Below are 26,752 nucleotides of genomic sequence, written 5' to 3'. Positions count from 1 at the left end.
AGCAGGCCGCCACCATCACAGCAACGCCATGAACACCGCCATCCATGACTTCCGCATCGCCATCGACGACGCCGTGCTCGACGACCTTCGCGCGCGACTGCGCAACACCCGCTGGCCCGAGGCCGAACTGGTCGACGACTGGCGCCAGGGCGCGCCGCTCGCCTGGATCCAGGACATCTGCGGCTACTGGGCCGAGCGCTACGACTGGCGCGCCCGCGAGGCCTTGCTGAACCGATTCGCGCAGTACACGACCGAGATCGACGGGCTGGCGATCCACTTCCTGCACGTGCGCTCGCCGCATCCGAATGCGATGCCGCTGATCCTCACCCATGGCTGGCCCGGCTCGGTGGTCGAGTTCCAGAAGGTGATCGGCCCGCTGACCGATCCGACCGCGCATGGAGGCGATGCTGCGGATGCCTTCCACGTCGTGTGTCCGTCGTTGCCGGGCTTCGGCTTCTCGGCCAAGCCGACCGGCATCGGCTGGGGCGTGGACCGAATCGCGGTGGCCTGGGCCACGCTGATGGAGCGGCTCGGCTATGCGCGCTATGCGGCGCAGGGCGGCGACTGGGGTTCGGCCGTCACTACCTCGCTCGGTGCGCAGGACGCGGCGCATTGCCTCGGCATCCATATCACGCTGACGATGGCGAGCCGGCCCCGGACCGTCGATCAACCGAGCCCGGAGGAGGCGCATGCGCTGCAGCGCGCGAAGTCCTACCAGGACTGGGGTTCAGGCTATGCCAAGCAGCAGTCGACGCGGCCGCAGACGCTGGGCTACGGACTGACCGATTCGCCGGCAGGCCAGGCGGCCTGGATCCTCGAGAAGTTCCAGGCCTGGACCGATTGCGAAGGGCATCCGGAGAACGTCCTCGGGCGCGACGAGCTGCTCGACAACGTGATGCTGTACTGGGTCACCGCGACCGCGGCGTCGTCGGCCCGCCTGTACTGGGAGAGCTTCGGTGCGAAGCGCCGCATCTCGCACACGGTCGCAGTGCCGACCGGTGTGGCGGTGTTCCCGCAGGAGATCGTGCCGCCGGTGCGGCGCTGGATGGAAGCGATGTACATCGACATCCGGCACTGGAACGTGCTGCCGAAGGGTGGCCACTTCGCCGCCTTCGAACAGCCCGCGTTGTTCGTCGACGAGGTGCGCGCCTTCTTCCGGACGCTGCGTCAGTAGTGGATCGCGCGCGGCGCGCCGCCGCCGACCGCGATCACGTCGCCGTTGATCGCGCGCGAGCGCGGCGAGCACAGGAACGCGACCACGTCGGCGACCTCCGACGCATCGACAAGATGGCGGATCGAATTGCCCGCGGCCATCTGCGCCTCGATCTCCTGCGGCGGCAGGCCCTGCGCCTGTGCGCGCGCCGTGATCAGCTGCGCAGTGCGCTCGGTGCGCGTCAGGCCGGGGTGCACGACCGTCACGTTGATGCCGTCAGGCCCGAGCTCGTCGGCCATGTTCTTGGTCAGCGCCACCAGCGCCACGTTGCGCATGCTGCCGACCGCGCTGCCGGTCTGGCGCGCGGCCAGGCCGCTGACGTTGACGATGCGGCCCCAACCGCCGGCGCGCATGCCGGCGACGACCTCGCGCGCGCAGCGCACGTAACCCATCACCTTGATGTCCAGTTCGGCATGGAAGAACTCGCCGCTGATCTCGGCCAGCTTCGGCGGGGCCGCATAGCCGGCCGGTTCGGCGGCGGCGTTGACGAGGATGTCGATCGGGCCGCCGAGCCGGCGTGCCGCCTCGGTGACAGCGGCTTTCACTGCCTCGTCGCTGCGCGTGTCGGCGGCGACGCCGATCACGGTGCGGCCGGTTTCGGCCTGCAGTTCCTGCGCCGCTGCATCGAGGGTCGTCGCATCGCGTGCGAGCAGCGCGACATCGGCGCCTTCGCCCGCCAGCACGCGTGCGATCGCCTTGCCGATGCCGCGGCTGCCGCCGGTGACGAGGGCGCGTTTGCCAGTGAGTTCGAGATCCATTGCGCTACTTCATGTGGTTGGAGTGGGCGTCACGATACGCCACTGCAGCAGCCCGTAGCCGTCGCGGGCTTCGAACACACCCTCGACCTCGGCGCCGATCGCAACCGCCTGCATCGGATCGCCGAGCAGGTTGCCGAGCAGTCGCACCTTGCCCGCATCGGGCAGCTCGACCAGCACCACCAGATAGGGGCCGTGCCCGACCAGGCGCGGGTGCGACGGGTGCCAGACACGCTCCCAGCTGAAGATGCGGCCCCGCGGCACGACCTCGCGAAACGGCGGATCGAACGCGTGGCAGCGGTGGCAGATCCATTCCGGCGCGTGCTGCCAGGTGGCGCAGTGCGCGCACTGCTGAAGCATCAGCCGGCCATCGCACAGGCCGGCCCAGAACGGCGCCGACAGGCCGTCGGGCTCGGGCACCGGGGCCGGCAGCCCGGCAGGCAGGTAGTGGTTGTGGGTGGTGGCCGTCACAGCGTGGCCTCCGATCCGAGCAGAAGATTGCTGGCCGGCATGACCATCGGCCCGCCGATCACGAGCGCGACATCGCCGCGCAGGGCCTGGCTGGTCGAGGTGCCGCGCACCTGGCGCACCGCCTCGGTAACGAGTTCGAAGCCGTGCACGTAGCACTCCGCGAGGTTGCCGCCGCCGGTGTTCAGCGGCAGCCTGCCAGCCGGTGCGCTCAGGTTCTCGAGCGTGAGGAACTCGTTCGCCGCCTCGGGCGCGAAGAAGCCGTGGTCGGCCAGCGCCATCATTACGCCGCCGGTGAAGTTCTCGTAGGCCTGCACCGAGCCGACATCGCCCGGCCCGAGGCCGGCCATGCGGAACAGGTCGGCCGCCAGGCCGCTGTAGTTCGCGCTGTCGTAGTCGGGCGCGTTGTGCGCCATCGCGCCGGCGCGATAGCCCGCGCCGCTGGCGGCGCCGAGCAGGTAGGCCGGCTTCTGCGCGAAGTCCTTCGCGCGCTCCGCGGCGACCAGCACGATGGCGGCGGCGCCATCGTTCTCCATGCAGCAGTCGAACAGGCGAAACGGCTCGACGATCCAGCGCGCCGCGTCGTAGCGCTCGGCGCTGAGCGGCTTGCCGTGCATCACGGCGCGCGGATTGGCCTGCGCGTGGTGGTAGGAGGCCAGCGCGATCGCGCGCTGCGCATCGGGCCCGATGCCGTGCGCGTGCAGGAAGCGCGTGACCCGCATCGCGAACTTCTGCGGCGGCGCGAGCACGCCGTAGGGCATCTGGTAGGCCATGTCGCCGGCGATGGTGGCAGCGTCGGCGGCTTGGCCGAAGCGGCCGTATTCGCCCTGCGCGAGTGCCCGGTAGACCACGACGCAATCGGCCAGCCCGGCAGCGATCGCCGCGGCACCGTTCGCGACCGCGGCCGCGCAACCGCCACCGCCACCGCCCCATTGCATGGTCGCGCTGCGCAGCCGGTCGATGCCGAGCGCGGCCGCCATGCGCGAGGCTTCGCTGCGCTCGTTGCTGTACGACGCGAAACCGTCGATGCGGCGCGGGTCCAGGCCGGCGTCGGCGCAGGCGGCCAGCACCGCCTTCAGCGCCAGCTTGAACTCGGCGTCGGGCGACTGGCCATGCTTGTAGTAGGCGGTCTCGCCGATGCCGACGATCGCGACGCGGCCCCGCAGCGTGCGTTCGGTCATGTCGTCGTCATGCCGGCACCGGCGCCGCGATCACGCCGCCGACCACGCCGTCCGCCAGCAGCGACGCGATCTGCGCCTCGCTGTACGACAGCACCGAGCGCAGGATCTCGCCGGTCTGCTGGCCGACCGTCGGCGCGGCGACCGGATCGGCCAGCGGGGTCGCGGAGTAGCGGATCGGCAGGTTCACGTTCGGCAGCCAGCCGAGCTCGGGGTGTTCGATGCGCGTGACCAGGCCGCGCGCGCGGGCCTCTTCCGAGCGCATCGCCTGGCTCACGGTGCGCACCTCGCCGCACGGGATCGAGGCGCTGCGCATGCGCGCTTGCCAGTAGGCCCATGGTTGCCGGCCGAAGGCGTCCTCGAGCAATTTGAAGAGGCTCTCGCGCTGCGCCATCCGGCCGTTGCGATCGGCCAGCACCGGGTCGGCCGCGAGGTCGGGCCGCTCCAGCACCTGCAGCGCCAGCCGCTGAAAGATCTTGTCGTTGCCGCAGTTGATGTAGAACGACTGGTCCGACGCGTGGAACACGCCCGAGGGGCAGGTGTCGGGGCTGGTGTTGCCCCAGCGCTGCGGGTCGGCGCCATTGAAGACGGACTGCGCAGTCGCGTAGCCGGTCATCATCAGTGCGTTGTCGAACAGCGTGACCTCGACCGCCTGGCCGACGCCGGTGTGGGTGCGCGCGAACAGCGCGCCGAGGATCGCGTTGCCGGTCATCATCGCGGTGCTGATGTCCATCACCGGCGACAGCGCCCGCACGCCTTCGCGGTCGGCATAGCCGTTCATCGACACGAAGCCGCTCTCGGCCTGCGCGATCGGGTCGAAGCTCAGCCGGTCGGCGAAGGCGCCGGAGCGGCCGTAGCCCGAGACCGAGCAGAAGATGATGCGCGGGTTGATCGCCCGGCAGGCTTCGTAGTCCAGCCCGAAGCGCTGCATCACGCCGGTGGAGAAGTTCTCGGCGACGACATCTGCGCCGGCGATCATCTCCTTGACGATCTGCACGCCGCGCGGCGACTTCAGGTCGATCGCGATGCTGCGCTTGTTCCGGTTGGCCCAGAGGTAGGGCACGCCGTAGCTCTTGTCGTCGGGATGTGCCGGCGGGTAGTAGCGGAACTCGTCGCCGCGACCGGTGGCCTCGATCTTGATCACGTCGGCGCCCATGTCTGCCAGCATCATCGTCGCGAACGGGCCGGCGATGAAGTGCGTCAGGTCGACCACACGGATGCCGGCAAGCGGCGTCGGTGCGCCGGCCGGGCGCGGCGTGTGCACGGGAAAGTCTTTTTCGAGTTCTGAAAGCATTCGGAAGTCCTGTTGATTTCTTGCTCCCTCTCCCTCCGGGAGAGGGTGGGGGTGAGGGCACGGCCCCTACATCTCGATCTTGGCCTTGCGCACCACCGGCTCCCACTGTCCGATCTCCTCGCGGATCAGGCTGTCGAGTTCCTGCGGCGTGCTGGTCCGGGCCTCGGTCTGCCGTTCGGTGAACAGCTTGCGGATGTCGGGCCGGTTGACGGCCGCGACGATCGCCACGTGCAGCTTCGCGGCGATGTCGTCCGGCAGGGCCTTCGGCGCGAGCACGCCGAACCAGGCCACGCTCTTGAAGCCGGGAATGCCCTCGGCCACGGTCGGCAGCCCGGGCACGACCTCGGTGCGCTGTGCGGTCGCGACCGCGAGGTACTTGACCTTGCCGCTCTGCAGCATCGTCGCGCCGTCCAGGCCGGTCACGAACGAGGCCTGGATCTGGCCGCCGAGGAACGCCGCCATCATCGGCGCGCCGCCGCCGTAGGGGATGTGCTGCATGCGCAGGCCGACCAACTGGTTGAAGTATTCGCCGGTCAGGTGCGAGAGCGAGCCGTTGCCGACCGAGCCGTAGTTCATCGTGCCCTCGCGCTCCTTGGCGTAGGCGACGAACTCCTTCACGGTCTTGACCGGCAGGTCGGACGGCACCGCCAGGATCAACGGCGTCAGCGCGACGGTCGAGATCGGCCGCAGGTCCTTCAGCCCGTCGTACGGCACCTTCCGCATCAGCCCGACGATCGCGTTCGGCCCGGTGTTGCCGAACACCAGCGTGTAGCCGTCGGGCGCCGCCTTGACCACCGCGTCGACGCCGATGGTGCCGCCCGCGCCGGGCTTGTTGTCGATGATCACCGGCTGCCCCAGCGTCTCGCTCAGGGGCTGCTGGATCGCGCGTGCCAGCTGGTCGGTGGAGCCGCCGGCCGCATAGGGCACGACGATGTGGATCGGGCGCGCCGGCCAGGTCTGGGCTGCGGCGGGCAGGGCCACGGCGCACGAGAGGGCGAGCGCGGCGAGCAGGTTGTCGAAGCGGGACATGAGGTTCCTTCAGGGGTTGGGCAGGGGGGCAGGGAGCTTGGTGGTCCAGTAGTCGCGCGCCCGGCCCATGTGGCTCAGGATCAGCTGCTGCGCCTGGACCGAGTCGCGCTGGCGCAGGTGCTCGACGAGCAGGCGGTGGTCGCGCCCCGAGGCGCGGCCCTGCGCGAGATCGGCGAACAGCACGTCGCGCCGGCGGGCGGTGAACTGGTAGAACGCGTTAAGCACGCGCACCAGCACCGAGTTGTGCGTCGCCTCGACCAGGCCGACGTGGAATTCGGTGTCGAGTGCGGCGATGTTGCCTTCGTCCGCGAGCATGCGGTCGGTGCGCGCGAGGATGTCGTCGAGCCGGTGCAGGTCGTCGTCGGTGCGGCGCTGGCAGGCCAGGTCGACCGCCAGCAGTTCGAGGTGCGAGCGCACCTCCATCGTTTCGGCCACCTCGCCGCCGCTCGGCGTCGCACCCATGCCCGCCAGCATCACGAGCGTCTCGAAGCTGCTGTCCTTGGCGAGGTGGCGCAGGTAGATGCCGGAGTTGGGCCGCGACTCGACGACGCGCAGCGTGACCAGCGTCGCGATCGCCTCGCGCAGCGCGTTGCGGCCGACGCCGAGCCGCTCGGAGAAGTCGCGCTCCGACGGCAGCCGGTCGCCGGGCTGCAGCCGGCGCTCCTGCAGGTAGCCGAGGATGCCAGCGATCACCGGATGGCCGGCCGTGCCGTGCGTCTCGTTCGCGGCGGATGTCGCAGTGCTCATGGCCATCGCGTCTCCTAGAGGTCCAGCACCAGCGTCGGCGACCGCGAGCCGGAGCAGCAGATCATGATCGAGCGGTTCTCCGCCTTCTCCTCGGCCGTGAGGTAGTCGTCGCGGTGGTCGGGGATACCGTCGCACACGCGCGTGATGCAGGTGCCGCAGACGCCGGCCGAACACGCGTAGGCGACGTCGACCGCATGGTCGAGCAGCGTGTCGAGGATGGTCTTGCCGGGCTCGACCGTGAGGCGTTGCCCGCTGCGCTCGAGCAGCACGTCGAAGCCGCCGGCGGTGCCGGCCTCGGCGCCGGCCGAGAAGCGCTCGCAATGCACCTGGGCCGCGGCACGAGCGGTGCAGGCGGCCTGGAACGCGTCGATCATCTTGCCCGGGCCGCAGCAGTAGAGGTGCGCGTCGGCGGGCGCGTCGGCGGCGATGGCCGCCAGGTCGAGGCGGCGCGCGCGCGAGCTTCCGAAACAGAACTCGACGCTGCCGCGTTCGCTCGCGAGCGCACGCAGTTCGTCGACGTACGCGGCCTGCTCGGGCGAACGCGCCGCATAGTGCAGGCGCCAGGGTCGGCCGAGCGCATCGAGGCGGCGCAGCATCGCCATGATCGGCGTGATGCCGATGCCGCCGGCGATGAAGACCGACAGCGGCGCGTCCTCCGCGAGCGTGAAGTCGTTCAGCGGCGCGCCGATCGTGAACACGTCGCCGACACGCGGCGTGGCATGCATCCAGGCCGACCCGCCTTGCCCGTCGACCTCGCGCTGCACCGCGATCACGTAGCGGTTGCGCTCGGTGGGCGCGTTGACCAGCGAGTAGCTGCGGATCATCTCGTTGGGCAGGTGCAGGTCGATGTGCGCGCCGGCTTCGAACGGCGGCAGCGCGGCGTCCGCGGCCGGGACGAACTCGTACGACGCGATGTCGCGCGCTTCCAGGCGGATCTGCCGCAACCGAACCTTCAGGGTGGCGTTTGTCATCTCGCCGCGTTCAGGGCTCGTAGCCGAAACCGGCGCCGAGTTCCGCCGTCATCGCCCTGCGCCCTTGCTCTTCCTTCCACGAGGCCGCCACCGGCAGCCGCAGCGACACGGCGCGCACCATCCACAGGTCCGGGTCGTCGCTGCGCGGGGGGCGCTGCTGCTTCGCGCTGAGGTTGCGCGCGGTTTCGAGCAGCATGCGACGCGTCATCGCGACGCCGGTGTCGCTCACCCCCAGGTGCTCCTTGCTGCGGTCGTAGATCGGCGCCACGCCCGACTGGCAGGCTGCGTCCTGCACCCACAGCCCGGGCAGGCCGGAGAACCAGGTCTTGGTCTGCGCGTCGTAGTTGAACTGAAAGGCCGTCTCGTTGTTGAACCTGGTCCAGTACTTCGCGAACGGCTGGGTCGGCGGGCGCGGCGCGTAGGCCTGCTCGGACGGATGCCCGGTTTCGCGGCCGGCGTGGCCTTCGACGAACAGCTTCTTCGTCTTCGGATAGAGCGTGTCGGTCGGGTGGTACGAGAACATGATGCACAGCGTGTGGTGGTCGTCCATCGGTACCCAGGCGTGGCCGCTCAGCTCCGGGTACTGCGACTGCGGCGGCACCAGCGTCCAGAACGGCAGCATGAACTGGTTGACGCGCCAGTAGATGGTGTCCTCGTCGAACTTGCGGCGCGAGGCGATGCTCATGCCGAAGTCCTGGCGCTGGCATTCGAAGGTCGGGCGCAGGTCCTTCTTTGCCGTCCATCCGCTGATCGCGCCCTGAGAATCGATGCGGCCATGCAGGATCGGCGCATGCGCCGAATCGACCTCGCCCTCGACCGCCTGCAGCCAGTTGCATTCCTGCACCCGGAAGCTCACGTGCACGTTCTCCTGCGGCACCAGGTTCCATTCCAGGTTCGGCAGCGGCGGCGGGTTGTCGCGGTCTGGGCCCATGTAGGTCCAGACGATGCCGTTGCGCTCGACGCAGGGGTAGTGCTTGATGCTGAGCTTGTCCTTCAGCCGGCTCTCGGCCGGCTCGGCCGGCATGTCCTGCACCTGGCCGTCGACGCCGAACTTCCAGCCGTGGTAGATGCAGCGCAGGCCGCAGGCCTCGTTGCGGCCGAACACCAGCGGTGCCCCGCGGTGCGGGCAGGCATGGTCGACCAGGCCGAGCCGGCCTTCGCTGTCGCGGAACGCGACCAGGTCCTCGCCGAGCAGGCGCACGCGCTGCGGCTGGCCGTCGACGGGCAGGTCGGTGGCCGGCAGGAACGGGATCCAGTACAGCCGCATCAGATCGCCCATCGGCGTGCCGGCGCCGACGCGGACGAGGGTTTCGTTGTCTTCGTGGGAAAGCATGATCTTAGGTTGGTCCACCAAATTGGTTGGACCAATTTTAGGTAGTTCACAGGATCGACGTCAAGCCCGAATGACGCATAATGCTCATTGGTTCAACCAAGGAGACGTCGATGAGCAGAATCAAGGGCCGTTGCCCCACCCTGGTGCGCAGTGCCGTGCTCGCGTTCGCCGGCCTGCTGGCCGCCGGCATCGCATCCGCGCAGGCGCCGGAAGCGCCGTATCCCTCGAAGCTGATCCGCATCGTCATCCCGACCGCGCCGGGCGGCACGCTCGATGCACTGGCGCGGATCATTGCCGAGAAGATGACCGCGTCGTGGGGCCAGCAGGTGATCGTCGAGTCGAAGGCGGGCGCCAACACCGTGCTCGCCACCACCTTCGTCGCCAAGTCGCCGCCCGACGGCTACACCGCGCTGTTCACGATCAGCGGCTTCGTGCAGAACCTGGTGCTGCTGCCGAACCCGCCGTACAAGGCGGCCGACTTCGCGCCGGTCTCGATGGTCGCGGTGTTCCCGATCGCGCTCGCCGCCACCACCAGCCTGCCTGCGAACACGCTGCAGGAGGTCGTGAAGCTCGCACGCGACAAGCCGGACACGCTCGCCTACGGCAGCTACGGCACCGGTTCGAGCGGCCACATCATCGGCGAGGGCCTGAACAAGGCCGCGGGCATCCGCCTGAACCACATCCCGTACAAGGGCGAGGCCGCGTCGTTCCCCGACCTGGTGAGCGAGCGGCTCGCGCTGGCCTACGGCTCGGTCGGCTTCTATGCGAACCAGCTCGGCACCGGCAAGGTCAAGCTGATCGCGGTCGCGAGCCCGAAGCGGCTGAAAGCGTTCCCGGACGTCCCGACCTTCGCCGAAGGCGGCTATCCGGACGTGAACCTGGCCGGCTGGGGCGGCGTGCTGCTGCCGGCCGGTACGCCACCGGCGATCGTCGACAAGTTCTCGAACGAGCTGCGCCGCATCGCCGCGCTGCCCGACGTGCAGGCCAAGATCGTGCAGATGGGCTACGAAGTCGCCGGCAGCACGCGCGAAGAGTTCGCACAGTCCATCGCCAGCGACATCCAGAAGTGGGGCGCGATCGTCAAGGCCAACAACATCAAGCTCGAATGAATCCATGAAGACTCGCATCACCGAAGCATTGGGCATCCGCCTGCCGATCGTGCAGGGCGGCATGCAATGGGTCGGCACGGCCGAGATGGCGTCGGCCGTCAGCAATGCGGGCGCGCTGGGCACGCTGGGCGCGCTGACGCAGCCGACGCCGGAAGACCTGGGCCGCGAGATCGAACGCTGCCGCACGCTGACCGACAAGCCCTTCGGCGTGAACGTGACGATGCTGCGCACGATGAACGCGCCGCCGTATGACCGCATCTTCGATGTCATCGTCGCGCACGGCATCCGCATCGTCGAGACCGCCGGCAACGTGCCGGTCGAGGTGTTCGAGCGGCTGCGCGATGCCGGCATCACGATCATCCACAAGTGCACTTCGGTGCGCCATGCATTGACGGCCGAGAAGCGCGGCGTGGACATCGTCAGCATCGACGGCTTCGAGTGCGCCGGTCATCCGGGCGAGGACGACGTGCCGGGCCTGGTGCTGATCCCGGCCGCGGCGCGCGCGCTGAAGATCCCGGTGATCGCCTCGGGCGGCATCGCTGACGGCGCCGGCATGGCCGCGGCGCTCGCGCTCGGCGCCGAAGGCGTCAACATGGGCACGCGTTTCGTCGCGACGCGCGAGGCGCCGGTGCACGACCACATCAAGCAGGCGCTGGTCGCCGCGCGCGAGACCGACACGCGACTGATGTTCCGCACACTGAAGAACAGCGCGCGGGTGCTGCGCAACGCGATCAGCGAAGAGGTGATCACGCTCGAACGCCGCCCCGGCGGCTGCAGCTTCGACGAACTGCGGCCGCTCGTCGCCGGCCCGCGTGGGCGGGCCACGCTGGCCTCCGGCGCGATCGACGACGGCGTGGTCTGGGCCGGGCAGGTGGTCGGGCTGGTCGACGACATCCCGAGCTGCGCCGAGCTGCTCGATCGCATGGTGGTGCAATGCCGGGCGCGGCTCGCGGCGGCCTCGGCGTTGTGCGCATGAACGAAGCGGCCAACGCATCGCCGCTGCGCCAGACCTTCACGCCGTTCATGCTGGCGCTGGACTCGCGGGTGCGCGGCGGCAATGCGCAGCGCATCCGCCTGCACCTGCCGTTCGCGCCCGCCACCTGCCTGCGCGGCGGCGACGCGACCGACCTGCGCGCCGTGGCGTCTCTGCTCGACCATGCCGGCGGCGCCGCCGTCTACGCCGCGTTGCCCGATCTGAAGGCCACTGCGACGCTGGACCTGCGCATGGACCTGGCCGGCATGCCGGCCGCCGGCCAGGACGTGTTCGTCGATGCCGGCTGCGTCGCCATCGACGATGGCAGCGCGCTGGTGGTCGGCGAGGCCTGGGGCGGCGAGGCCGGGGCAGATGCGTCGGCCCGCACGCCGATCGCGCGCATGACGGGACGCTTCGTGGTCGGCCTCGGCCCGGGTCAGCGCCCCGGCGGCGACGACCGGCGGGCGCGCGAGGCGAGGGCGGCGGCGCACCTGCCGGTCGTGCCGCCGCGCGTCGACTCGTTCGATGAGCTGCTCGGCGGCAGCACCGGCGGTACCGTGTTCACGCTGCCGCCCGCGCCCTGGTTGGTCGGCTCGATCGCGCTGCCGGCCCTGCACGGCGGCGCGATCGCGGCCGGCCTGATGACGGCGGCGCAGGCGCTCGCTGCCGACCCGGCGACCGAGGCGCCCGGCCTGCGCCTGAAGAGTCTGACCGTGCAGTACCTGCGTGCCGCGCACCTCGAGGAAACCCGCTTCGACGCGCGCGTGGTCAAGCGCGGCGGCCGTGCGCTGTATCTCGCGGTGGACGCGACCCAGCGTAGCGGCGAGCGCGGCATCGCGACGCTGCAATGCCTGTATGCCTGACCGATCCATGACCCGACCTTCTGGATGGAGCATCCCATGAATGCCATTCGCAGAACCCTCACCCTCGGCGCTGCCGCCGCCATCGCCCTGCTGGCCGGCGCCGCGCACGCGCAGGAGGCCTGGCCGAGCAAGCCGATCAAGCTCGTGATCCCGACCGCCGCCGGCGGCGCGATGGACGCGATGACGCGGGCCATCGCCGAGAAGATGACGGAGAGCCTGAAGCAGCCGGTGGTGGTCGACAACCGCGCCGGCGGCAACGGCGCGATCGCCTATTCAGCCGTCGCGAATTCGCCACCCGATGGCTACACCGTCGGGCTGTCGCTGAGCAGCCTGGTGCAGACGCCGTTGCTCTACAAGTCGACCTCGTTCAACCGGAAGGACGTGACACCGATCGTGGTCGTCGCGATGCTGCCGAACGGCTTCGCGGTCGCGAAGGACGTGCCGGCCAGCAACCTGGCGCAGTTCGTCGAATGGGCCCGCACCCAACCTGCCGGGGTGGACTACGGCAGCTCCGGCACCGGCAGCTCCGGCAACATCATGGGCGCCGCGCTCGCCAGCGCAGCGAAGATCGAGATGCTGCACGTGCCGTTCAAGGGCGAAGCGCCCGCGATCCAGGCGGTGATGGGGTCGCAGGTCAAGGCCGTGATGGGCGCGCCCGGCAGCCTCGCGGCGCAGGCCAAGGCCGGCACGCTGAGGCTGCTGGCGGTCGCGCTGCCGACGCGCCTGAAGGAGTACCCGGACGTGCCGACCTTCGCCGAGGCCGGCTATCCTGCCGTCAACCTGTCGGGCTGGTCGATGGGCATCGTGCCGGCCGGCACGCCGAAGCCGGTCGCCGACAAGCTGGCCGCCGAGATCACGCGCATCGTGCGACTGCCCGACATCAGCGCGCGCATTTCCGCGCTTGGCTTCCTTGCCGAGGGCAGCACGCCGGAAGCCGCGCGCCAGTTCTTCGACGCCGAGTGGACGCGCTGGGGCGCGGCGATCAAGGCCTCGAAGATCACGCTCGAGTGAGCCCGTTCGCGATGCCTTCCGCCACGTCGCCTGCCAAGCCGCCCGCGAGGCCCATCTCCAGCATTCCGAACCTGCGCGATCTCGGTGGCCTGGTCGGTGCCGGTGGCCGCCGCATCGCAGCGGGCCGGCTCTACCGTTCCAGCCACCTGCATGCCCTCACGCCGGACGACGAGCCGGTGCTGGCGGCGCTCGGCATCCGCACCGTGGTCGACTTTCGCGGCGTCGACGAACGCGCGCTCGCGCTCAGCCGGGGCCTGCGGCCCGAGATCCAGGAGCTGCACCTGCCGATCGAACCGCGCGGCCTCGGTGCGCTGCGCGAGCTGCGCAAGGCCGGCAACGTGGAAGAGTCGGCCGTGGTCGAGCTGATGCACAACGCCTACCGCCGCTTCGTGCTGCAGCATGCGCCGGTGTACGCGGCGCTGCTGGCGCGGCTGCAGCAGCAGGACAGCCTGCCGCTGGTGTTCCACTGCACGGCCGGCAAGGACCGCACCGGCATGGCCGCAGTGATCATCCTGCTGGCGCTGGGCGTTTCGCGCGAGGCGATCGTGCAGGACTTCATGCTCAGCAACGAGCGCTGGGAGCCAACCGAGACGACGCGCGACTGGACCGTGCTGTCGCGCGTGCGGGCCGAGTACCTCGACACCGCGTTCGAGACCATGACCAGGCGGTGGGGCTCGATCGGTGCCTATCTCGACCAGGCGCTCGCGCTCGATGGCGCGGTGCGTCGGCGCCTCGCGGCGCTGTTGCTGGAAGACCCGCTCACTCCAGCTTGATGTTGCTGTTCTTCGCGATCGCGACCCACTCCTCCTGGGCGCGCCGCATCACGGCGAGGAAGGCTTCGGGCGGTGCCGGCGGGCAAGGCTCCAGTCCATAGGACTCGATGCGTTCTCGCACCTCGGGCATCTGCGCGACCTTGCCGAATTCCAGGCTGAGCCGCTCGACGATCGCCTTCGGCGTGCCGGCCGGCGCACAGAAGCCGGCGAAGCTCTCGTTGCCGATGCCCGCGATGCCGAGCTCCTTGAAGGTCGGCAGGTCGGGGAAGGCCTTCAGCCGCCGGTAGCCGCTGGTCGCGAGCAGGCGCAGCTTGCCGTCGCCGCCCATCTGCTTGGCCGCCATGCCCGAGATGAAGCCGCTCTGCACGCGGCCGGACATCAGGTCGGGCAGCAGGGCGGCTTCGCCCTTGTACGGAATGTGGTTCATCTGCACGCCGCTGGCGCGCGCGAAGGTCTCGCCGAAGTAGTGCGAGCTCGACGCGTGGCCCGCGGTGCCATACGTCACGGGAACCTTCGACGCCTTGGCGAATGCCGCGAAGTCGGCCAGCGTCCTGACCGGCACTTCGGGCGGTGTCGCGAGGATCGCCATCAGCTCGTAGGCGCGGAACACCGGCGTGAAGTCGCGAAAGGCGTCGTAGGGCACGTTCGGCAGCAGGATCGGGTTGATCACCAGCGCGGTCATGTTGAACAGCAGCGTGTAGCCGTCGGCCGGCGCGGTGGCGACGAACTGGGTGCCGATCTGCGAGTTGGCGCCGACCTTGTTCTCGACCACGATCGGCTGGCCGAGCGCCGCCTCGGCCTTCTGCGCGAACACGCGCGCGGTCGCATCGGTCTGGCCGCCGACCGGGTAGGGCACTATCAGCCTGATCGGCTTGTTCGGGTACGTTCCCGCGGATTGGCCGTGTGCCGTGCCGAGCAACGGCAGGCCGGCGAGCAGCGCGAGCGTGCGGCGTCTGGAAGTTTTCATGAAGGTCTCCTGTAGTTGTGACGAATGGGGGGTCAGCGGCCGCGCCACACCGGCGCCCGCTTCTCGAAGAAGGCGCGGATGCCTTCCTGGGCGTCCTCGCTGCCGCGAATGCTGGCCAGCGCCTGTTCCGTGGCCTGCCAGCCGTCCGCGTCGCCGGCACCGAGCAGGCCGTTCATCGCCTTCAGGCAGGCCTGCACCGCGGTCGGTGAGTTGCGGGTCATGCGCTGCGCCAGCACCGACGCCTGCGCCAGTGCGCCGCCCGACGCGCACAGCGCATTGACGAGGCCGAGCGCGTGCGCGCGTGGCGCGGCCATCGGCTCGCCGACCAGCACCAGCTCGCGCGCGATGTTCGGCGGCAGCGCCTGCAGCGCCCTGAACAGCGCGCCGCAGGTCGGGACCACGCCGCGCGCGACCTCGGGCAGGCCGAACACCGCGTCGCTCGCGGCGACGACCAGGTCGCAGGCGAGCACGATCTCCAGTCCGCCGCCCAGCGCCATGCCTTCGACGGCGGCGATCAGCGGCTTGCGGCGCCGGCGCCGGATCAGGCCGTACTCGCCGCCACGCTCGGTGACGTAGTCGCCGCGCGCGGCCAGGTCGCTGCCGGCGCAGAAGAAGCGGTTGCCGCCGCCGAGGATGCCGACGTCGAGTCCGTTGTCATCGTCGAGCGTGTTCAGTGCCGCGTCGAGCGCATCCGCGAGCGCGCGGTCGATGGCGTTGCGCTTGGCTTCGCGCTGCAGCGTGATCACGAAGACGCGGCCGTCGCGCTGCGTGGCGACGAGTTCATTCGTCGTCGGCGTCGTCATGCGAGCGCGTCGAAGGTGAAGACGACGCGGCCGAAGCCGGCGCGGTCGCCGACCCGTGCCGCCGCCTCTTCGAAGCGCGCGAGCGGCAGCACGTGAGCGACCAGCGGCTGGATGCGGCCGGCGCGGTACATCGCCACCGCGTCGCGCTTCACATCGTGCGCGAGGCTGCCGTCGCGTTCGCCGGACTGGCGAAAGTCGACGCCGATCAGCGCGGCGCCCTTGACCAGCGCGAGGTTCGACTTGAGCGCATGGATCGTGCCGCTGGCAAAGCCGACCATCAGGTGGCGGCCGCCCCAGCCGAGCGTGCGAAAGGCGGTGTCGGTGGCGTCGCCGCCGACCGTGTCGAACACGACATCGACGCCGCCGGGCGCGGCCAGCGCCTTGACCGCATCCTTCCAGTCGCCCGAGCTGTCGACCACCTCGTCGGCGCCGGCGGCGCGTGCCGCGTCGCGCTTCGGCGCCGTCGATGCGGCGGCGATCACGCGGGCGCCGAGCTGCTTGCCGATCTGCACCGCGGCGTGGCCGACGCTGCCGGTGGCGCCCAGCACCAGCAGCGTTTCACCGGCGCGCAGCTGGCCGCGTTCGCGCAGGGCATAGAGGGCGGTGCCGTAGGGCGCGAGCAGCACGGCGGCCTCGACCAAGGGCGCATCGCCCGCCAGCGCGAACGCCGACGTCGCCGGCACGCAGATCGACTCGGCCCAGGCGCCCTGGCGCGTGCCGCAGACGCGGTCGCCGGGTTTCAGGTCGGTCGCGGTGTCGGGGCCGATCGCGTCGACGATGCCGCTGAACTCGCTCCCGGCACGAACGGCGGCGTGGGCTTGACCTGGTAGCCGCCGCGCGCGACCAGCAGGTCGACGAACGAGATGCCGCAGGCATGCACGCGCACGCGCACCTCGCCGGCGCGCGGTTCAGGCACCGGCACTTCGTCGAGCACGATCCGATCGTCCGGCCCGTAGCCGTGGACACGCAGCGCTTTCATGCGGAGACCTTCATGGCTTGTCGGAGCATGTCACCTGGCCGTAGAGGCGGCGGGCGGCGGTCTGAAGGCTCTCCCACAGCGTGGGCATCTCGGTCGGCATGACGCTTGGGCCAGAACGGCGGTGGAGCGACGAGTGGGTTCACGGAAGACTCCGATGGAACGCGAAAAGGTTGCGGCAAGGGCCGAAGGGTTCGACCTCGGGTCGGATCGCGGGCGGTCCGGATTGACAAGGACTTGCGCGTACCGCTAGCATCCTAGCAAAGGTTGAACCAATAGAGCCTAGAGCAAATACCGAGAAACTGCCACCATGCCCCTTTCCGACGACGCATTCGCCCCTGGCGCACTCCGGGGCAAGGTCGCGCTGCTCGCCGGCGCGTCGAGCGGCATCAACCTCGGCATCGCGCAGCACTTCGCGCGCGCCGGCGCGAAGGTCGCGATCCTGAGCCGGTCGCCCGAGCGCATCGAGGCCGCGGGGCAAGCGATCGCCGACGAGGGCTTCCCGGTGCTGGCGCGCGCCGCCGACGTGCGCGACTTCGACGCGGTCGACGCGGTGTTCAGAGAGACCGTCGAGACCTTCGGCAAGATCGACATCGTCGTCTCCGGTGCGGCCGGCAACTTCCAGGCGGGCGCTGCGCACCTGTCGCCGAACGGCTTTCGCACCGTGATCGAGATCGACCTGATCGGCAACTTCAACGTGCTGCGTGCGAGCTATCCGCACCTGCACACGCCCGGTGCATCGCTGATCTCGATCACCGCGCCGGGCGGCAGCCATCCGACGATGTTCCAGGTGCACGCGAACTCGGCCAAGGCCGGCATCAACATGATGACGCGCTGCCTGGCGATGGAATGGGGGCCGGCCGGCATCCGCGTCAACGCGATCTCGCCCGGCCCGATCGCCGGCACCGAGGGCATGGCGCGGCTCGCGGCCGCGCCGGAGCGCGAGGCGCTCATCAAGAAGCGGCTGCCGCTGCGCGACTACGGCGCGCTGCGCGACGTGGCCGACACCGCGCTCTTTCTCGCCAGCCCGAACGCCCGCTACATCACCGGCGCGATCATCGATTGCGATGGCGGCGCCGGCCTCGGCGATGCGTCCGGCGATGCGCTGACACCACCCCCACCGAGGCCCGCGCGCTGACGTGCGGCCTTCCGCCCCCTTTTCACCACTTCCCAAGGAGTCCTCATGAACGAGGCGATGATCTTCGACGCGATGCGCACACCGCGCGGCCGCGGCCGTGCCGACGGCAGCCTGTACGAAGTCAACCCGGTCGACCTGCTCGCGGGTCTGATGCAGGCGCTGCAGCAGCGCAACGGCCTCGATACTGCGCAGATCGAAGACGCGATCATCGGCTGCGTGATGCCCTATGGCGAGCAGAGCGGCTGCATCGCCAAGACCGCCGCGCTGCGGGCAGGCTGGGACCTGCAGGTGCCAGGGGTACAGCTCGACCGCTACTGCGGCTCCGGCCTGGAGGCGATCAACATCGCCGCCGCCAAGGTGCGTTCGGGCTGGGAGGAACTGATCGTCGCCGGTGGCGTCGAGTCGATGTCGCGCATATCGATGGGCGACGCGCCTGGCCCGCGCGACACCAAGCCCGAGATGGTGTTCCAGCTGAAGCCGGTGCCGACCGGCGTCGCCGCCGACCTGATGGCCACGCTGGACGGCCGCACCCGCGAGGACGTCGACCGCTATGCGCTCGAATCGCAGAAGCGGGCCGCGACCGCACGTGCCAAGGGCTGGTTTGCGAAGTCGATCGTGCCGGTGAAGGATCCGAACGGGCTGACCATCCTGGCCGAGGACGAAGCGATCCGCGACACGACGATGGAGAAGCTCGGTGCGCTCAAGCCCTCGTTCCAGGCGATGGGCGAGCAAGGCGGCTTCGATGCGCTGGCGATGATGAAGTACCCGCAGCTCGCACGCATCGACCACGTGCACACCGGCGGCAACTCGTCGAGCATCGTCGACGGCGCGTCGCTGATGCTGGTCGGCGCCGAGGCCAAGGGCCGCGCGCTCGGCCTGACGCCGCGCGCACGCATCGTCTCGGTCGGCGTGGTCGGGACCGAGCCGACCATCATGCTGGCCGGACCCGCGCCGGCGACGCGACTGGCGCTCCAGAAGGCCCGCCTGCGCATCGAGGACATGGACCTGATCGAGATCAACGAGGCGTTCTCGTCGGTCGTGCTGCGCTTCCTCGACGAGATGCAGGTCGACCCGGCCAAGGTCAACGTCAACGGCGGCGCGATCGCGATGGGCCATCCGCTCGGCGCCACCGGCTGCATGCTGATGGGCACGCTGCTCGACGAGCTCGAGCGGCGCAAGCTGAAGCGCGGCCTGGTCACGGCGTGCGTCGCCGGGGGCATGGGCATCGCCACCATCATCGAACGCGTCTGAGGATTACACAGTGACCCAAGCATCCACACAAGAAGCCATCCGCTACGAGAAGGACGCCGCCGGCGTCGTGACCCTCGCCATCGACATGCCGGGCCAGTCGGCCAACACCATGAACATGGTGTTCCGCGATGCCTACCGCGCCGCCGTCGACCGCATCGTCGCCGAACTCGACAGCGTCAGCGGCGTGATCCTCACCTCGGCGAAGAAGACCTTCTTCGCCGGCGGCGACCTGAACAGCCTGCTCGCCGTCGGGCCGGACGAGAAGGAGGCGCTGTACGAACGCTCGATGTCGATGAAGGCGGTGCTGCGCCGGCTCGAGACGCTCGGCAAGCCGGTCGTCGCGGTCATCAACGGCGCCGCGCTCGGCGGCGGTTTCGAGCTGTGTCTCGCGAGCCATGCGCGCTTCGCGCTCGACGATCCGAAGCTGATGCTCGGCCTGCCGGAATCGGGCCTCGGCCTGTTGCCGGGTGGTGGCGGCGTGGTGCGGCTGGTGCGACTGCTCGGCCTCGAAGCGGCGATGCCTTTGCTGATCGACGGCACGCAGTTCAACCCTGCGCGCGCGCTCGAACTCAAGCTGATCGACGGCGTCGCCGCAGACCCGTCGTCGCTGATGAAACTGGCGCGCGAATGGATCTCCGCCAACCCGGCACCGGCGCAGCCGTGGGACCGCAAGGGCTTCCGCCTGCCGGGCGCGACCGCGAGCGCGCCGGCCTCGCTGGTGTTCCTGCGCACCGCGCCGGTGCTGCTGATGAAGAAGACGCGCGGCCGCTACCCGGCACCGCTGGCGATCATGTCGGCGGCGGTCGAAGGCGCGGTGGTCGACTTCGAGACCGCGTCGCGCATCGAGAGCCGCCACTTCGTCGGCCTCGCGACCGGGCCGGTGGCGAAGAACCTGATCACGACCTTCTTCTTCCAGATGAACGAGGTCAAGTCCGGCAAGGGCCGGCCGGAGGGCGTGCCGAGTGCGAAGTACGCCCGCATCGGCATGCTCGGTGCCGGCATGATGGGCGCCGGGATCGCACAGGTGAGCGCTGCGCGCGGCATCGCCACGGTGCTGAAGGACGCGACGGCCGAGCAGGCGAACAAGGGCAAGGCGCAGGTTGGCAAGAACCTCGACAAGCGCGTCGCCAAGGGCGCGATGAGCGAAGCGAAACGCGATGCGCTGCTCGCGCTGATCACGCCGACCGGCGATGCCGCCGACCTGGCCGGCTGCGAGCTGATCATCGAGGCGGTGTTCGAGAACCGCGAGCTGAAGGCCACCGTCACGCGCGAGGCCGAGCCGAAGCTCGCGGCCGGCGGGATCTTCGCGTCGAACACCTCGACGCTGCCGATCAGCGGCCTGGCGGAGGCGTCGGCAAAGCCCGAGAACTTCATCGGCCTGCATTTCTTCTCGCCGGTCGACCGCATGCCTCTGGTCGAGGTCATCAAAGGCCGGAAGACCTCGACCGAAACGCTGGCGCGCGCGCTCGACTACGTGCAGCAGATCGGCAAGACGCCGATCGTCGTCAACGACGCGCGCGGCTTCTTCACCAGCCGCGTGTTCGGCACCTTCACGAAGGAGGGCGCGGCCATGCTGGCCGAGGGCGTGCCGGCGGCACTGATCGAGAACGTCGCGATCGGCGTCGGCATGCCGGTCGGCCCGCTCGCGGTGATGGACGAGACCTCGATGGCGCTGACGCTGTCGGTGCGCCGCCAGACCGAGATCGACCTGGCGGCCGAAGGCAAGCCGCTGCCGCAGCACCCGGGCTGGGCCGTGATCGAGCACATGGCCGGCGACCTGAAGCGCCCGGGCCGCGCCGGCGGCGGCGGCTTCTACGACTACCCGGCGGACGAGCCGAAGCGGCTCTGGCCCGGGCTCGCGGCCGAGTACGGCAAGGCGGGCGTCGCGCTGCCGCTGGAAGACCTGCAGGACCGCATCCTTTACGCGCAAGCGATCGAATCGATCCGCACGATGGAGGAGGGCGTGGTCGAACATTCACGCGACGCGAACATCGGTTCGGTGCTGGGCATCGGCTTCCCGCGCTGGACCGGCGGCACGCTGCAGTTCGTCAACATGATCGGTGCGCGCCGGTTCGCCGAGCGCGCCGCGCAGCTCGCGCAGAAGTACGGCGAGCGCTTTGCGCCGCCGCAACTGCTGCTCGATAAGGCGAAGCGCGACCAGCGCTTTGTCTGAGAGCTGACGATGCTGATCCAGGCCGACGATTTCCCGGTCCACCAGACGCGCGTGTCAGCGATGGCACGGACCGTTCGGACCAGATGTTCATGACGCTGCTGCACCGGCTGTGCCGGCAGGCGATCGACCTCGACTCGCTCGCGCACTGGTCGTGAGCGCCTTCCGACCGCGGATGCGCAATGTTTCGGGTTCCGGGGGTCAACCCTGATTCAGTGGTAGAACCATTTGGATAGAGTCGCATCCGTCAGCATTCCGGCCGAGCCGGCAGAGCCCTGCCCACTCGGTCTTCCTCAGGAGACCCCGATGATCCGGAAACTTCTCGTCGCCGCTGCGGCTGCATTGGCGCTCCACGCCCCCACCCGCGCTGCCGACACCATCAAGGTCGGCGTGATGCTGGTCGACTCGGGGCCGCTCGCCTTCATCCTGCCGCTCTACACCGAGCCGGCCAAGCTCGCGGTCGAGATCCTCAATGCGCAGGGCGGTGCGCTCGGCCGCAAGTTCGAGCTCGTCATGCAGGCGCACTCCGGCACGCCGGCCGGCGCCATCGCGACCGCCACCAAGCTGGTGCAGCAGGACGGCGTGTCTTTCCTGACCGGCTTCAACACCACGGCCGCGGTGCTGGCGCTCGGCCCCAGGCTCGGCGGGCTGAACGCGCTGCTGGTGGACGGCAACACCTCCGGCGACGACCAGACCGGCAAGAACTGCCAGCCCAACTACTTCCGCAGCGGCGGCAACGACGGCATGGCGATGAACGTGTTGCGCGACGTGGTCAAGACCTCCGGCGGCAAGACCTGGAACCTGATCGTGCCGGACTATGCGTTTGGCCACGACTTCGCGAAGCGCTTCAAGGCGCTGGTCGAGGAGCAGGGCGGCGCGCTGCAGACGACGATCTTCGCGCCCGTGGGCACGGCCGACTTCGGCAGCTTCATCAGCCAGCTCGCCGCGAAGCCGGCCGACGGCCTCGGCGTGGTGGTGCTCGGCAACGACGGCATCACGTTCGCGAAGCAGCAGCAGCAGTTCGGGCTGTTCGCCAAGTTTAAGACCGTCGTGTCCTCGCAGTTCACCAACGAGGTCGTGCTCGCCGCACAGGGCGACTCGACCGTCGGCACCTACGCCGCGCAGTCGTACACGCCTGCCATGCCGGGCGAGAAGAACGCGGCCTTCGTGAAGGCCTTCGAGGCGCGCTTCAAGCGCAAGCCCTACTACATCGAGGCCGAGCAGTACCAGGTCTACGAGCTGTTGCAGGCCGCGATCAACAAGGCCCAATCGACCGACGTCGCCGCCGTGCGGGCGGCGTTCAACGGGCTGAAGGCGAACACGATCATGGGCGACGTCGAGATGCGCGCCGCCGACCATCAGCTGGTGCGGCCGATGGCCCTGACCCAGATCGTCAAGGGCGCGGAGGGCAAGGCCGTCCCGGCGCTGCGCATGCTCGAGCCGGGCCCGGCCGTCACACCGCCGCCCAGCCCCGAATGCAAGCTCTGAAGGTGGCGGAATGAATCGCTTCGAGGGGCTGGTGGCATTCGTGACCGGCGGCGGCTCGGGCATCGGCGCCGCCGCGGTGCGGCGCCTGGGCGTGGAGGGCGCGCGCGTCGCCGTCGTCGATCGCGATCTCGCCAGCGCGCAGACGGTCGCCGACGGGCTCGGCGAGCGCGGCCTGGCGCTGCAGGTCGACGTGCAGTCCGAGGCCGCGATCGAGCGGGCCGTCGCGGCGACCGTGGAACGCTTCGGCGCGCTCGACGTCGCCGTCAACGCGGCCGGCTACGGCGCGTCGGCCGAGGTCGTCGACATGACGCTCGCGCAATGGCAGGGCGTGCTGAACGTCGACCTGACCGGCGTGTTCCTCTCGACCAAGCACCAGGCGCGGCAGATGCTGCGCCAAAGCCGCGGCGGCGCGATCGTCAACATCGCCTCGACCAACGCCGAGCAGCCGGGCGAGGGCATGGCCGCGTACTGCGTCGCCAAGGCCGGCGTCGTGATGTTCAACCAGGTCGCGGCGATCGAGATGGCACCGCACGGCATCCGCGTGGTCGGCGTCGGCCCGGGGTTGACCGACACGCCCGCCACCGCACCGTTCCTGAATAGCGACGCGACGCGCGCGGCCTACCTCGGCAACATCGCGGCCGGCCGGGCCGCGCACGTCGACGAGATCGCGGGGCTGATCGCCTACCTGGCCTCGCCCGAGGCCGCCTACGTGAACGGCGAGACGGTCTACATCGACGGCATGCTGCGCGCCCGCGGCTATCCGACCCTGAAGGAGCGGCGCGGCCCAGCCTATGCCGGCTCGGCGTTCCTGCGCGAGCTGCAAACACATCGCCATGGAGGATCCAGCGATGCTTCGCGTTGAGGATTTGAGCGTGTCGTACGGCAGCGTCAAGGCGCTTGCGAACGTCAACATCGAGGTCGCGCAGCGCGGCGTGCTGCACGGCGTGATCGGGCCGAACGGCGCCGGCAAGTCGACGCTGATGGACGCCATCACCGGCCGACGCAAGCCGACTGGCGGGCGCGTGTTCGTCGACGGCAAGGACATCACGCAGCGATCGGTCGCCTGGCGGCGCAAGCTCGGCATGTCGCGCTCGTTCCAGCGCACCAGCATCTTCCCCGGGATCCGCGTCGGCGAGCAGCTCGAGCTGGTCGCGTCCCAGCTGGGCGAATCGGATCTGCCTGGCATCGTCGACACGCTGCAACTCGGCGCGGTCTACCACGAGATGGCGGACAGCATCGCCTATGGCGACCAGCGCCGCGTCGACATCGCGCTTGCGCTGGTCGGCAAGCCCGTCCTTATGCTGCTCGACGAACCGGCGGCGGGCCTGTCGACCGCGGAGACCATCTCGCTGTTCGAACACCTCGCGACGCTGGTGCGCGAGCGCGGCGTGACCGCGGTGGTGGTCGAGCACGACGTCGACGCGGTGTTCCGCTTCTGCGATTCGATCACCGCGCTGGACCTCGGCTGCGTGCTCGCCAGCGGAACGCCGGTTGCGGTGCGCTCCGACCCGCGCGTCATCACCGCCTACCTCGGCAGCGCGGGCTGAGTCCGCCTGCGCCGTATCGACCCCATTCCATGACCCTCACAGGACACGCCACGTGGACTTCTCCCAACTGCTGAGCCTGCCGCAGCTGGCCAACGCGCTCGCGCTGGCTGCGCTGCTGACCATTCTGTCGAGCGGCCTCGCGCTGATCTTCGGCCTGCGCGACGTGATGAATTTCAGCCACGGCGCGCTCTACATGCTCGGCGCCTACCTGGCCTACAGCGTCAGCGGGGCGTTGGGCTTCTGGGCCGCGCTCGCGATCGTGCCGCTGCTGCTCGCGGTCGTCGGCGTCGGGTTCGAGTACGGCATCCTGCGGCCGCTGCGCAAGCGCAGCCACATGGACCTGGCGCTCATCACCTTCGGCGTGGCGCTGATCGTCGGCCAGCTCGTCATCAAGCTCTGGGGCACGGCGCCGCTGTCGGTCTCGGCGCCCGAGAGCCTGGCCGGCTCGGTCAGCCTGTTCGGCCAGCCGTACCCGGCCTACCGCGTGTTCCTGATCTTCGTCGGCTTCAGCACCTGCGCCGCGCTCGCGGTGTGGCTCAAGTGGACGCGCTCCGGCATGCACGTGCGGGCCGTCAGCAGCCAACCCGAGGTGGCCCGCATGATGGGCGTCAACACCGACCGGCTCGGACTGCTCGTGGTCTGCCTCGGCACCGGCTTCGCGGGCCTGGCGGGCGTGCTGGCCGGGCCGTATCTCTCGGTCGATCCGGGCATGGGCGCGACGATCCTGATCACCTGCCTGATCGTGGTCGTGGTCGGCGGCCTCGGCAGCATCGGCGGTGCGATCGCGGCGGCCGTCGTCTACGGTTTCATCCAGGTCATCGGCACCGTGCTCTCGCCGACGCTGGCGGTGCTGGCGCCGTACCTGCTGCTGTTCTTCGTGCTGCTGTGGCGGCCGCAGGGCTTCGGCCGCGGGAGGGTGGCGTGATGAGCGCCGTGCCTCCGATGGCGGTCGCACCTGCCGCAGCGCCGATCGCGCAGGCACCGCGGGCGACCGCATCTCCGCGCCGCCGCTGGCCCCTCGGCGCGCTGCTCGCTGTTGCCGCCCTGATCGTGCTCGGCGCTTTCCTCCCGGCGCTGCTGAAGAGCCCGTTCTACCTCGGGCTGCTGATCAACGCGACGATCCTCGGCATCGCCGCCGTCGCCCTCGGTTTCCTCGCGCACCAGTGCGGGCTCGTGATGTTCGGCGTGGCCGGCTTCAGCGGCGGCGGCGCCTACCTGTTCGCCATCGCGGTGATGCAGTTCCGCTGGAACGTGCTCGGCGCGGCGGCGTTCGCACTGTTTGCCGCGACCGTGCTCTCGGCGCTGGTAGGGGCGCTGATCGTGCGCGCCCGGCCGCTGCCGTTCGCAATGCTGACGCTCGCGCTCGCGCAGATGCTGAACTCGGTCGTCAAGATCACCCAGTTCCGCGACGTCACCGGCGGCGACGACGGCCTGCCGCTGACCTTCGCAGGCAGCTTCTTCGGCCTGACGCAGGCGCAGCTTGCCAGGCCCGAAAGCTTCTGGCCGGTGGCATGGCTGGCGCTGTGCGCCGTGATGCTGCTGGCCTGGGCCATCGGCCGCTCGCGCACCGGGCAGGTGCTGCGCGCGATCCGCGCCAACGAGGAGCGCATGCGCTTCTCCGGCTTCGACACCTACTGGCCGCGCCTCTTCGCCTTCACGGTCACCGGCTTCATCGCCTCGGTCGCCGGCGTGCTCACGGCACTGCATTCGGCTTTCGCCTCGCCCGAACTGCTGGACTTCGTGACCGGCGGCAACGCGCTGGTGGCGATGCTCGTCGGCGGCGCCAACACGGTGGCCGGGCCGGTGCTCGGCGCCTTGCTGTACGTGATCGGCCAGGACCAGTTCGGCGCCAGCGGACACCTCGAGCTGCTGACCGGCATCGGCGTCGTCGTCGTCATCGTCGCGTTCCCGGAGGGCGCCATGGGCTTCGTCCGCAACACCTTCCGCAAGTGGTTCAAGACCCCATGAGCTTCATTCGCATCGCCGGGCTGCATGCCGGCTACGGCAAGTCGCTGATCCTGCGCAACATCGAACTCGAGGTCGACGAGGGCGAGGCGGTCGCGGTGGTCGGCAAGAACGGCGCCGGCAAGTCGACCCTGCTGATGTCCTTCTTCGGCGGCACCACGATCCGCAGCGGCTCGATCGAGGCCGGTGGCGTCGCCCTGCAGCACCGGCCGGGCTACCTGGCGGCGAAGCAGGGCGTGTCGGCCTCGCCGCAGGGCCGCCTGATCCTTCCGCACCTGAGCGTGCGCGAGAACCTGCTGCTCGGTGCCGCGTCCGGCCGCAAGGGCCACTGGACGCTGGACAAGGTCTACGCGCTGTTCCCGGTGCTGCAGGAGCGCCACGACCGCATGGGCACCGCATTGAGCGGCGGCCAGCAGCAGATGCTGGCGGTCGGCCGCGCCCTGCTCGCCAATCCGCGCGTGCTGCTGCTCGACGAGCCGTCGGAAGGGCTGTCGCCGGTGCTGGTGGACGACCTGGCGCGCGTGTTCAACCAGATCCGCGCCGCCGGCACCGGCCTGCTGATGGTCGAGCAGCACCTGAGCCTGGTGCGGCGCGTCAGCCAGCGTTTCGTGGTGATGGCCAAGGGCGAGATCATCGCGCGCGGCCGCACCGAAGACATCGACTCCGAGCAACACCGCGCCGCCCTGGCGTTCTGAGCCGGCGGCCGCCGGTCAGCCCCGAATACAGGATG

General features: G+C 70.0%; 26 protein-coding genes and 1 pseudogene. 15 read left to right on the top strand and 12 right to left on the bottom strand.

Going from position 1 to position 26,752, the window contains the following annotated elements; genetic code table 11:
• Window positions 1–28: 28 nt before the first annotated feature.
• The gene (locus tag AC3A6Y_RS31400) at window positions 29–1,174 is read left to right on the top strand and encodes an epoxide hydrolase family protein (RefSeq protein ID WP_487872131.1); all 1,146 of its coding nucleotides are present in this window, start codon (window positions 29–31) and stop codon (window positions 1,172–1,174) included.
• On the opposite strand, the gene AC3A6Y_RS31395 is transcribed toward AC3A6Y_RS31400, so the two are convergent.
• The 8 genes from AC3A6Y_RS31395 to AC3A6Y_RS31360 all read right to left on the bottom strand — a co-directional run bounded on the left by AC3A6Y_RS31395 (window position 1,168) and on the right by AC3A6Y_RS31360 (window position 8,988).
• On the bottom strand, window positions 1,168–1,971 hold the full coding sequence (locus tag AC3A6Y_RS31395; protein WP_487872130.1) for an SDR family NAD(P)-dependent oxidoreductase: 804 nt from the start codon (window positions 1,969–1,971) through the stop codon (window positions 1,168–1,170). The genes AC3A6Y_RS31400 and AC3A6Y_RS31395 overlap by 7 nt on opposite strands.
• Window positions 1,972–1,980: 9 nt before the next feature.
• Window positions 1,981–2,439, bottom strand: a complete 459-nt coding sequence (locus AC3A6Y_RS31390; protein WP_487872129.1) for a Zn-ribbon domain-containing OB-fold protein — start codon at window positions 2,437–2,439, stop codon at window positions 1,981–1,983.
• A complete protein-coding gene (locus tag AC3A6Y_RS31385; protein ID WP_487872128.1) occupies window positions 2,436–3,617 on the bottom strand; it encodes a thiolase C-terminal domain-containing protein in 1,182 nt (393 codons plus the stop codon). Before AC3A6Y_RS31385 ends, AC3A6Y_RS31390 begins: the two co-directional genes overlap by 4 nt.
• A gap of 7 nt (window positions 3,618–3,624) precedes the next feature.
• The gene (locus AC3A6Y_RS31380; protein WP_487872127.1) at window positions 3,625–4,908 is read right to left on the bottom strand and encodes a CaiB/BaiF CoA transferase family protein; all 1,284 of its coding nucleotides are present in this window, start codon (window positions 4,906–4,908) and stop codon (window positions 3,625–3,627) included.
• Window positions 4,909–4,974: 66 nt separating this feature from the next.
• Window positions 4,975–5,937 carry a Bug family tripartite tricarboxylate transporter substrate binding protein gene (locus AC3A6Y_RS31375; protein WP_487872126.1) on the bottom strand — a complete coding sequence of 321 codons (963 nt, stop codon included), beginning with the start codon at window positions 5,935–5,937 and terminating at the stop codon, window positions 4,975–4,977.
• Between the two features lie 9 nt (window positions 5,938–5,946).
• Window positions 5,947–6,684, bottom strand: coding sequence for a FadR/GntR family transcriptional regulator (locus AC3A6Y_RS31370; RefSeq protein ID WP_487872125.1), 738 nt, complete (start codon window positions 6,682–6,684; stop codon window positions 5,947–5,949).
• A gap of 14 nt (window positions 6,685–6,698) precedes the next feature.
• Entirely contained in the window at window positions 6,699–7,655 is a 957-nt protein-coding gene (locus tag AC3A6Y_RS31365; RefSeq protein WP_487872124.1) for a PDR/VanB family oxidoreductase, read from the bottom strand.
• A 10-nt stretch (window positions 7,656–7,665) separates the two neighbouring features.
• The gene (locus tag AC3A6Y_RS31360; RefSeq protein ID WP_487872123.1) at window positions 7,666–8,988 is read right to left on the bottom strand and encodes a Rieske 2Fe-2S domain-containing protein; all 1,323 of its coding nucleotides are present in this window, start codon (window positions 8,986–8,988) and stop codon (window positions 7,666–7,668) included.
• 110 nt (window positions 8,989–9,098) lie between these two features.
• Here AC3A6Y_RS31360 and AC3A6Y_RS31355 point away from each other — a divergent pair, with 110 nt between their 5' ends.
• Genes AC3A6Y_RS31355 through AC3A6Y_RS31335 form a run of 5 tightly spaced genes read left to right on the top strand, consistent with a single transcriptional unit; the run spans window position 9,099 to window position 13,717 of the window.
• Window positions 9,099–10,097 carry a Bug family tripartite tricarboxylate transporter substrate binding protein gene (locus AC3A6Y_RS31355; protein ID WP_487872122.1) on the top strand — a complete coding sequence of 333 codons (999 nt, stop codon included), beginning with the start codon at window positions 9,099–9,101 and terminating at the stop codon, window positions 10,095–10,097.
• A gap of 4 nt (window positions 10,098–10,101) precedes the next feature.
• Complete coding sequence (locus tag AC3A6Y_RS31350) at window positions 10,102–11,073, top strand: NAD(P)H-dependent flavin oxidoreductase (RefSeq protein WP_487872121.1); 972 nt, start codon at window positions 10,102–10,104, stop codon at window positions 11,071–11,073.
• A complete protein-coding gene (locus tag AC3A6Y_RS31345; RefSeq protein ID WP_487872120.1) occupies window positions 11,070–11,933 on the top strand; it encodes a PaaI family thioesterase in 864 nt (287 codons plus the stop codon). Before AC3A6Y_RS31350 ends, AC3A6Y_RS31345 begins: the two co-directional genes overlap by 4 nt.
• 36 nt (window positions 11,934–11,969) lie before the next feature.
• Window positions 11,970–12,944, top strand: a complete 975-nt coding sequence (locus tag AC3A6Y_RS31340; RefSeq protein WP_487872119.1) for a Bug family tripartite tricarboxylate transporter substrate binding protein — start codon at window positions 11,970–11,972, stop codon at window positions 12,942–12,944.
• An 11-nt stretch (window positions 12,945–12,955) separates the two neighbouring features.
• Window positions 12,956–13,717: a tyrosine-protein phosphatase gene (locus AC3A6Y_RS31335; RefSeq protein WP_487872118.1), complete on the top strand. Its 762-nt coding sequence runs from the start codon at window positions 12,956–12,958 to the stop codon at window positions 13,715–13,717.
• Here the strand turns inward: AC3A6Y_RS31335 and AC3A6Y_RS31330 are convergent.
• The 4 genes and pseudogenes from AC3A6Y_RS31330 to AC3A6Y_RS31315 form a co-directional block, all read right to left on the bottom strand.
• On the bottom strand, window positions 13,704–14,684 hold the full coding sequence (locus AC3A6Y_RS31330; RefSeq protein ID WP_487872117.1) for a Bug family tripartite tricarboxylate transporter substrate binding protein: 981 nt from the start codon (window positions 14,682–14,684) through the stop codon (window positions 13,704–13,706). The two genes, AC3A6Y_RS31335 and AC3A6Y_RS31330, sit on opposite strands and share 14 nt — an antisense overlap.
• 32 nt (window positions 14,685–14,716) lie before the next feature.
• On the bottom strand, window positions 14,717–15,487 hold the full coding sequence (locus tag AC3A6Y_RS31325) for an enoyl-CoA hydratase-related protein (protein WP_487872116.1): 771 nt from the start codon (window positions 15,485–15,487) through the stop codon (window positions 14,717–14,719).
• Entirely contained in the window at window positions 15,484–16,170 is a 687-nt protein-coding gene (locus AC3A6Y_RS31320; RefSeq protein ID WP_487872191.1) for a zinc-binding dehydrogenase, read from the bottom strand. The genes AC3A6Y_RS31325 and AC3A6Y_RS31320 overlap by 4 nt, the downstream gene beginning before the upstream one ends.
• A gap of 39 nt (window positions 16,171–16,209) precedes the next feature.
• Window positions 16,210–16,466 (bottom strand): annotated as a pseudogene (locus tag AC3A6Y_RS31315) (alcohol dehydrogenase catalytic domain-containing protein); the annotation flags it as partial.
• Window positions 16,467–16,773: 307 nt separating this feature from the next.
• Here AC3A6Y_RS31315 and AC3A6Y_RS31310 point away from each other — a divergent pair.
• The 9 genes from AC3A6Y_RS31310 (at window position 16,774) to AC3A6Y_RS31270 (ending at window position 26,717) form a co-directional block, all read left to right on the top strand.
• Window positions 16,774–17,601 (top strand): SDR family oxidoreductase, encoded by an 828-nt coding sequence (locus AC3A6Y_RS31310; RefSeq protein WP_487872115.1) that lies wholly within the window; start codon window positions 16,774–16,776, stop codon window positions 17,599–17,601.
• A 45-nt stretch (window positions 17,602–17,646) separates the two neighbouring features.
• Window positions 17,647–18,852 (top strand): acetyl-CoA C-acetyltransferase, encoded by a 1,206-nt coding sequence (locus tag AC3A6Y_RS31305; protein ID WP_487872114.1) that lies wholly within the window; start codon window positions 17,647–17,649, stop codon window positions 18,850–18,852.
• 10 nt (window positions 18,853–18,862) lie between these two features.
• Window positions 18,863–21,025, top strand: a complete 2,163-nt coding sequence (locus AC3A6Y_RS31300; protein WP_487872113.1) for a 3-hydroxyacyl-CoA dehydrogenase NAD-binding domain-containing protein — start codon at window positions 18,863–18,865, stop codon at window positions 21,023–21,025.
• Window positions 21,026–21,328: 303 nt separating this feature from the next.
• Window positions 21,329–22,510 (top strand): ABC transporter substrate-binding protein, encoded by a 1,182-nt coding sequence (locus tag AC3A6Y_RS31295; protein WP_487872112.1) that lies wholly within the window; start codon window positions 21,329–21,331, stop codon window positions 22,508–22,510.
• 10 nt (window positions 22,511–22,520) lie between these two features.
• On the top strand, window positions 22,521–23,372 hold the full coding sequence (locus AC3A6Y_RS31290) for an SDR family NAD(P)-dependent oxidoreductase (RefSeq protein WP_487872111.1): 852 nt from the start codon (window positions 22,521–22,523) through the stop codon (window positions 23,370–23,372).
• Complete coding sequence (locus AC3A6Y_RS31285; protein WP_487872110.1) at window positions 23,359–24,057, top strand: ABC transporter ATP-binding protein; 699 nt, start codon at window positions 23,359–23,361, stop codon at window positions 24,055–24,057. The genes AC3A6Y_RS31290 and AC3A6Y_RS31285 overlap by 14 nt, the downstream gene beginning before the upstream one ends.
• Window positions 24,058–24,109: 52 nt before the next feature.
• Window positions 24,110–24,982, top strand: coding sequence for a branched-chain amino acid ABC transporter permease (locus AC3A6Y_RS31280; protein ID WP_487872109.1), 873 nt, complete (start codon window positions 24,110–24,112; stop codon window positions 24,980–24,982).
• Window positions 24,982–26,025, top strand: a complete 1,044-nt coding sequence (locus AC3A6Y_RS31275) for a branched-chain amino acid ABC transporter permease (protein ID WP_487872108.1) — start codon at window positions 24,982–24,984, stop codon at window positions 26,023–26,025. The genes AC3A6Y_RS31280 and AC3A6Y_RS31275 overlap by 1 nt, the downstream gene beginning before the upstream one ends.
• On the top strand, window positions 26,022–26,717 hold the full coding sequence (locus AC3A6Y_RS31270; protein WP_209501381.1) for a branched-chain amino acid ABC transporter ATP-binding protein: 696 nt from the start codon (window positions 26,022–26,024) through the stop codon (window positions 26,715–26,717). Before AC3A6Y_RS31275 ends, AC3A6Y_RS31270 begins: the two co-directional genes overlap by 4 nt.
• The last annotated feature ends 35 nt before the right edge of the window (window positions 26,718–26,752 follow it).

It is taken from the genome of Variovorax sp. Soil_C_17 (genome assembly GCF_057657265.1).
This window is presented reverse-complemented; position numbering and strand designations above follow the sequence as displayed.

Coding starts and splice junctions, on each gene's coding strand:
- AC3A6Y_RS31400 (WP_487872131.1), top strand. CDS start 29: ATGAACACCGCCATCCATGACTTCCGCATCGCCATCGACGACGCCGTG.
- AC3A6Y_RS31395 (WP_487872130.1), bottom strand. CDS start 1,971: ATGGATCTCGAACTCACTGGCAAACGCGCCCTCGTCACCGGCGGCAGC.
- AC3A6Y_RS31385 (WP_487872128.1), bottom strand. CDS start 3,617: ATGACCGAACGCACGCTGCGGGGCCGCGTCGCGATCGTCGGCATCGGC.
- AC3A6Y_RS31380 (WP_487872127.1), bottom strand. CDS start 4,908: ATGCTTTCAGAACTCGAAAAAGACTTTCCCGTGCACACGCCGCGCCCG.
- AC3A6Y_RS31375 (WP_487872126.1), bottom strand. CDS start 5,937: ATGTCCCGCTTCGACAACCTGCTCGCCGCGCTCGCCCTCTCGTGCGCC.
- AC3A6Y_RS31370 (WP_487872125.1), bottom strand. CDS start 6,684: ATGAGCACTGCGACATCCGCCGCGAACGAGACGCACGGCACGGCCGGC.
- AC3A6Y_RS31365 (WP_487872124.1), bottom strand. CDS start 7,655: ATGACAAACGCCACCCTGAAGGTTCGGTTGCGGCAGATCCGCCTGGAA.
- AC3A6Y_RS31360 (WP_487872123.1), bottom strand. CDS start 8,988: ATGCTTTCCCACGAAGACAACGAAACCCTCGTCCGCGTCGGCGCCGGC.
- AC3A6Y_RS31355 (WP_487872122.1), top strand. CDS start 9,099: ATGAGCAGAATCAAGGGCCGTTGCCCCACCCTGGTGCGCAGTGCCGTG.
- AC3A6Y_RS31350 (WP_487872121.1), top strand. CDS start 10,102: ATGAAGACTCGCATCACCGAAGCATTGGGCATCCGCCTGCCGATCGTG.
- AC3A6Y_RS31345 (WP_487872120.1), top strand. CDS start 11,070: ATGAACGAAGCGGCCAACGCATCGCCGCTGCGCCAGACCTTCACGCCG.
- AC3A6Y_RS31340 (WP_487872119.1), top strand. CDS start 11,970: ATGAATGCCATTCGCAGAACCCTCACCCTCGGCGCTGCCGCCGCCATC.
- AC3A6Y_RS31335 (WP_487872118.1), top strand. CDS start 12,956: ATGCCTTCCGCCACGTCGCCTGCCAAGCCGCCCGCGAGGCCCATCTCC.
- AC3A6Y_RS31330 (WP_487872117.1), bottom strand. CDS start 14,684: ATGAAAACTTCCAGACGCCGCACGCTCGCGCTGCTCGCCGGCCTGCCG.
- AC3A6Y_RS31325 (WP_487872116.1), bottom strand. CDS start 15,487: ATGACGACGCCGACGACGAATGAACTCGTCGCCACGCAGCGCGACGGC.
- AC3A6Y_RS31310 (WP_487872115.1), top strand. CDS start 16,774: ATGCCCCTTTCCGACGACGCATTCGCCCCTGGCGCACTCCGGGGCAAG.
- AC3A6Y_RS31305 (WP_487872114.1), top strand. CDS start 17,647: ATGAACGAGGCGATGATCTTCGACGCGATGCGCACACCGCGCGGCCGC.
- AC3A6Y_RS31295 (WP_487872112.1), top strand. CDS start 21,329: ATGATCCGGAAACTTCTCGTCGCCGCTGCGGCTGCATTGGCGCTCCAC.
- AC3A6Y_RS31290 (WP_487872111.1), top strand. CDS start 22,521: ATGAATCGCTTCGAGGGGCTGGTGGCATTCGTGACCGGCGGCGGCTCG.
- AC3A6Y_RS31285 (WP_487872110.1), top strand. CDS start 23,359: ATGCTTCGCGTTGAGGATTTGAGCGTGTCGTACGGCAGCGTCAAGGCG.
- AC3A6Y_RS31275 (WP_487872108.1), top strand. CDS start 24,982: ATGAGCGCCGTGCCTCCGATGGCGGTCGCACCTGCCGCAGCGCCGATC.
- AC3A6Y_RS31270 (WP_209501381.1), top strand. CDS start 26,022: ATGAGCTTCATTCGCATCGCCGGGCTGCATGCCGGCTACGGCAAGTCG.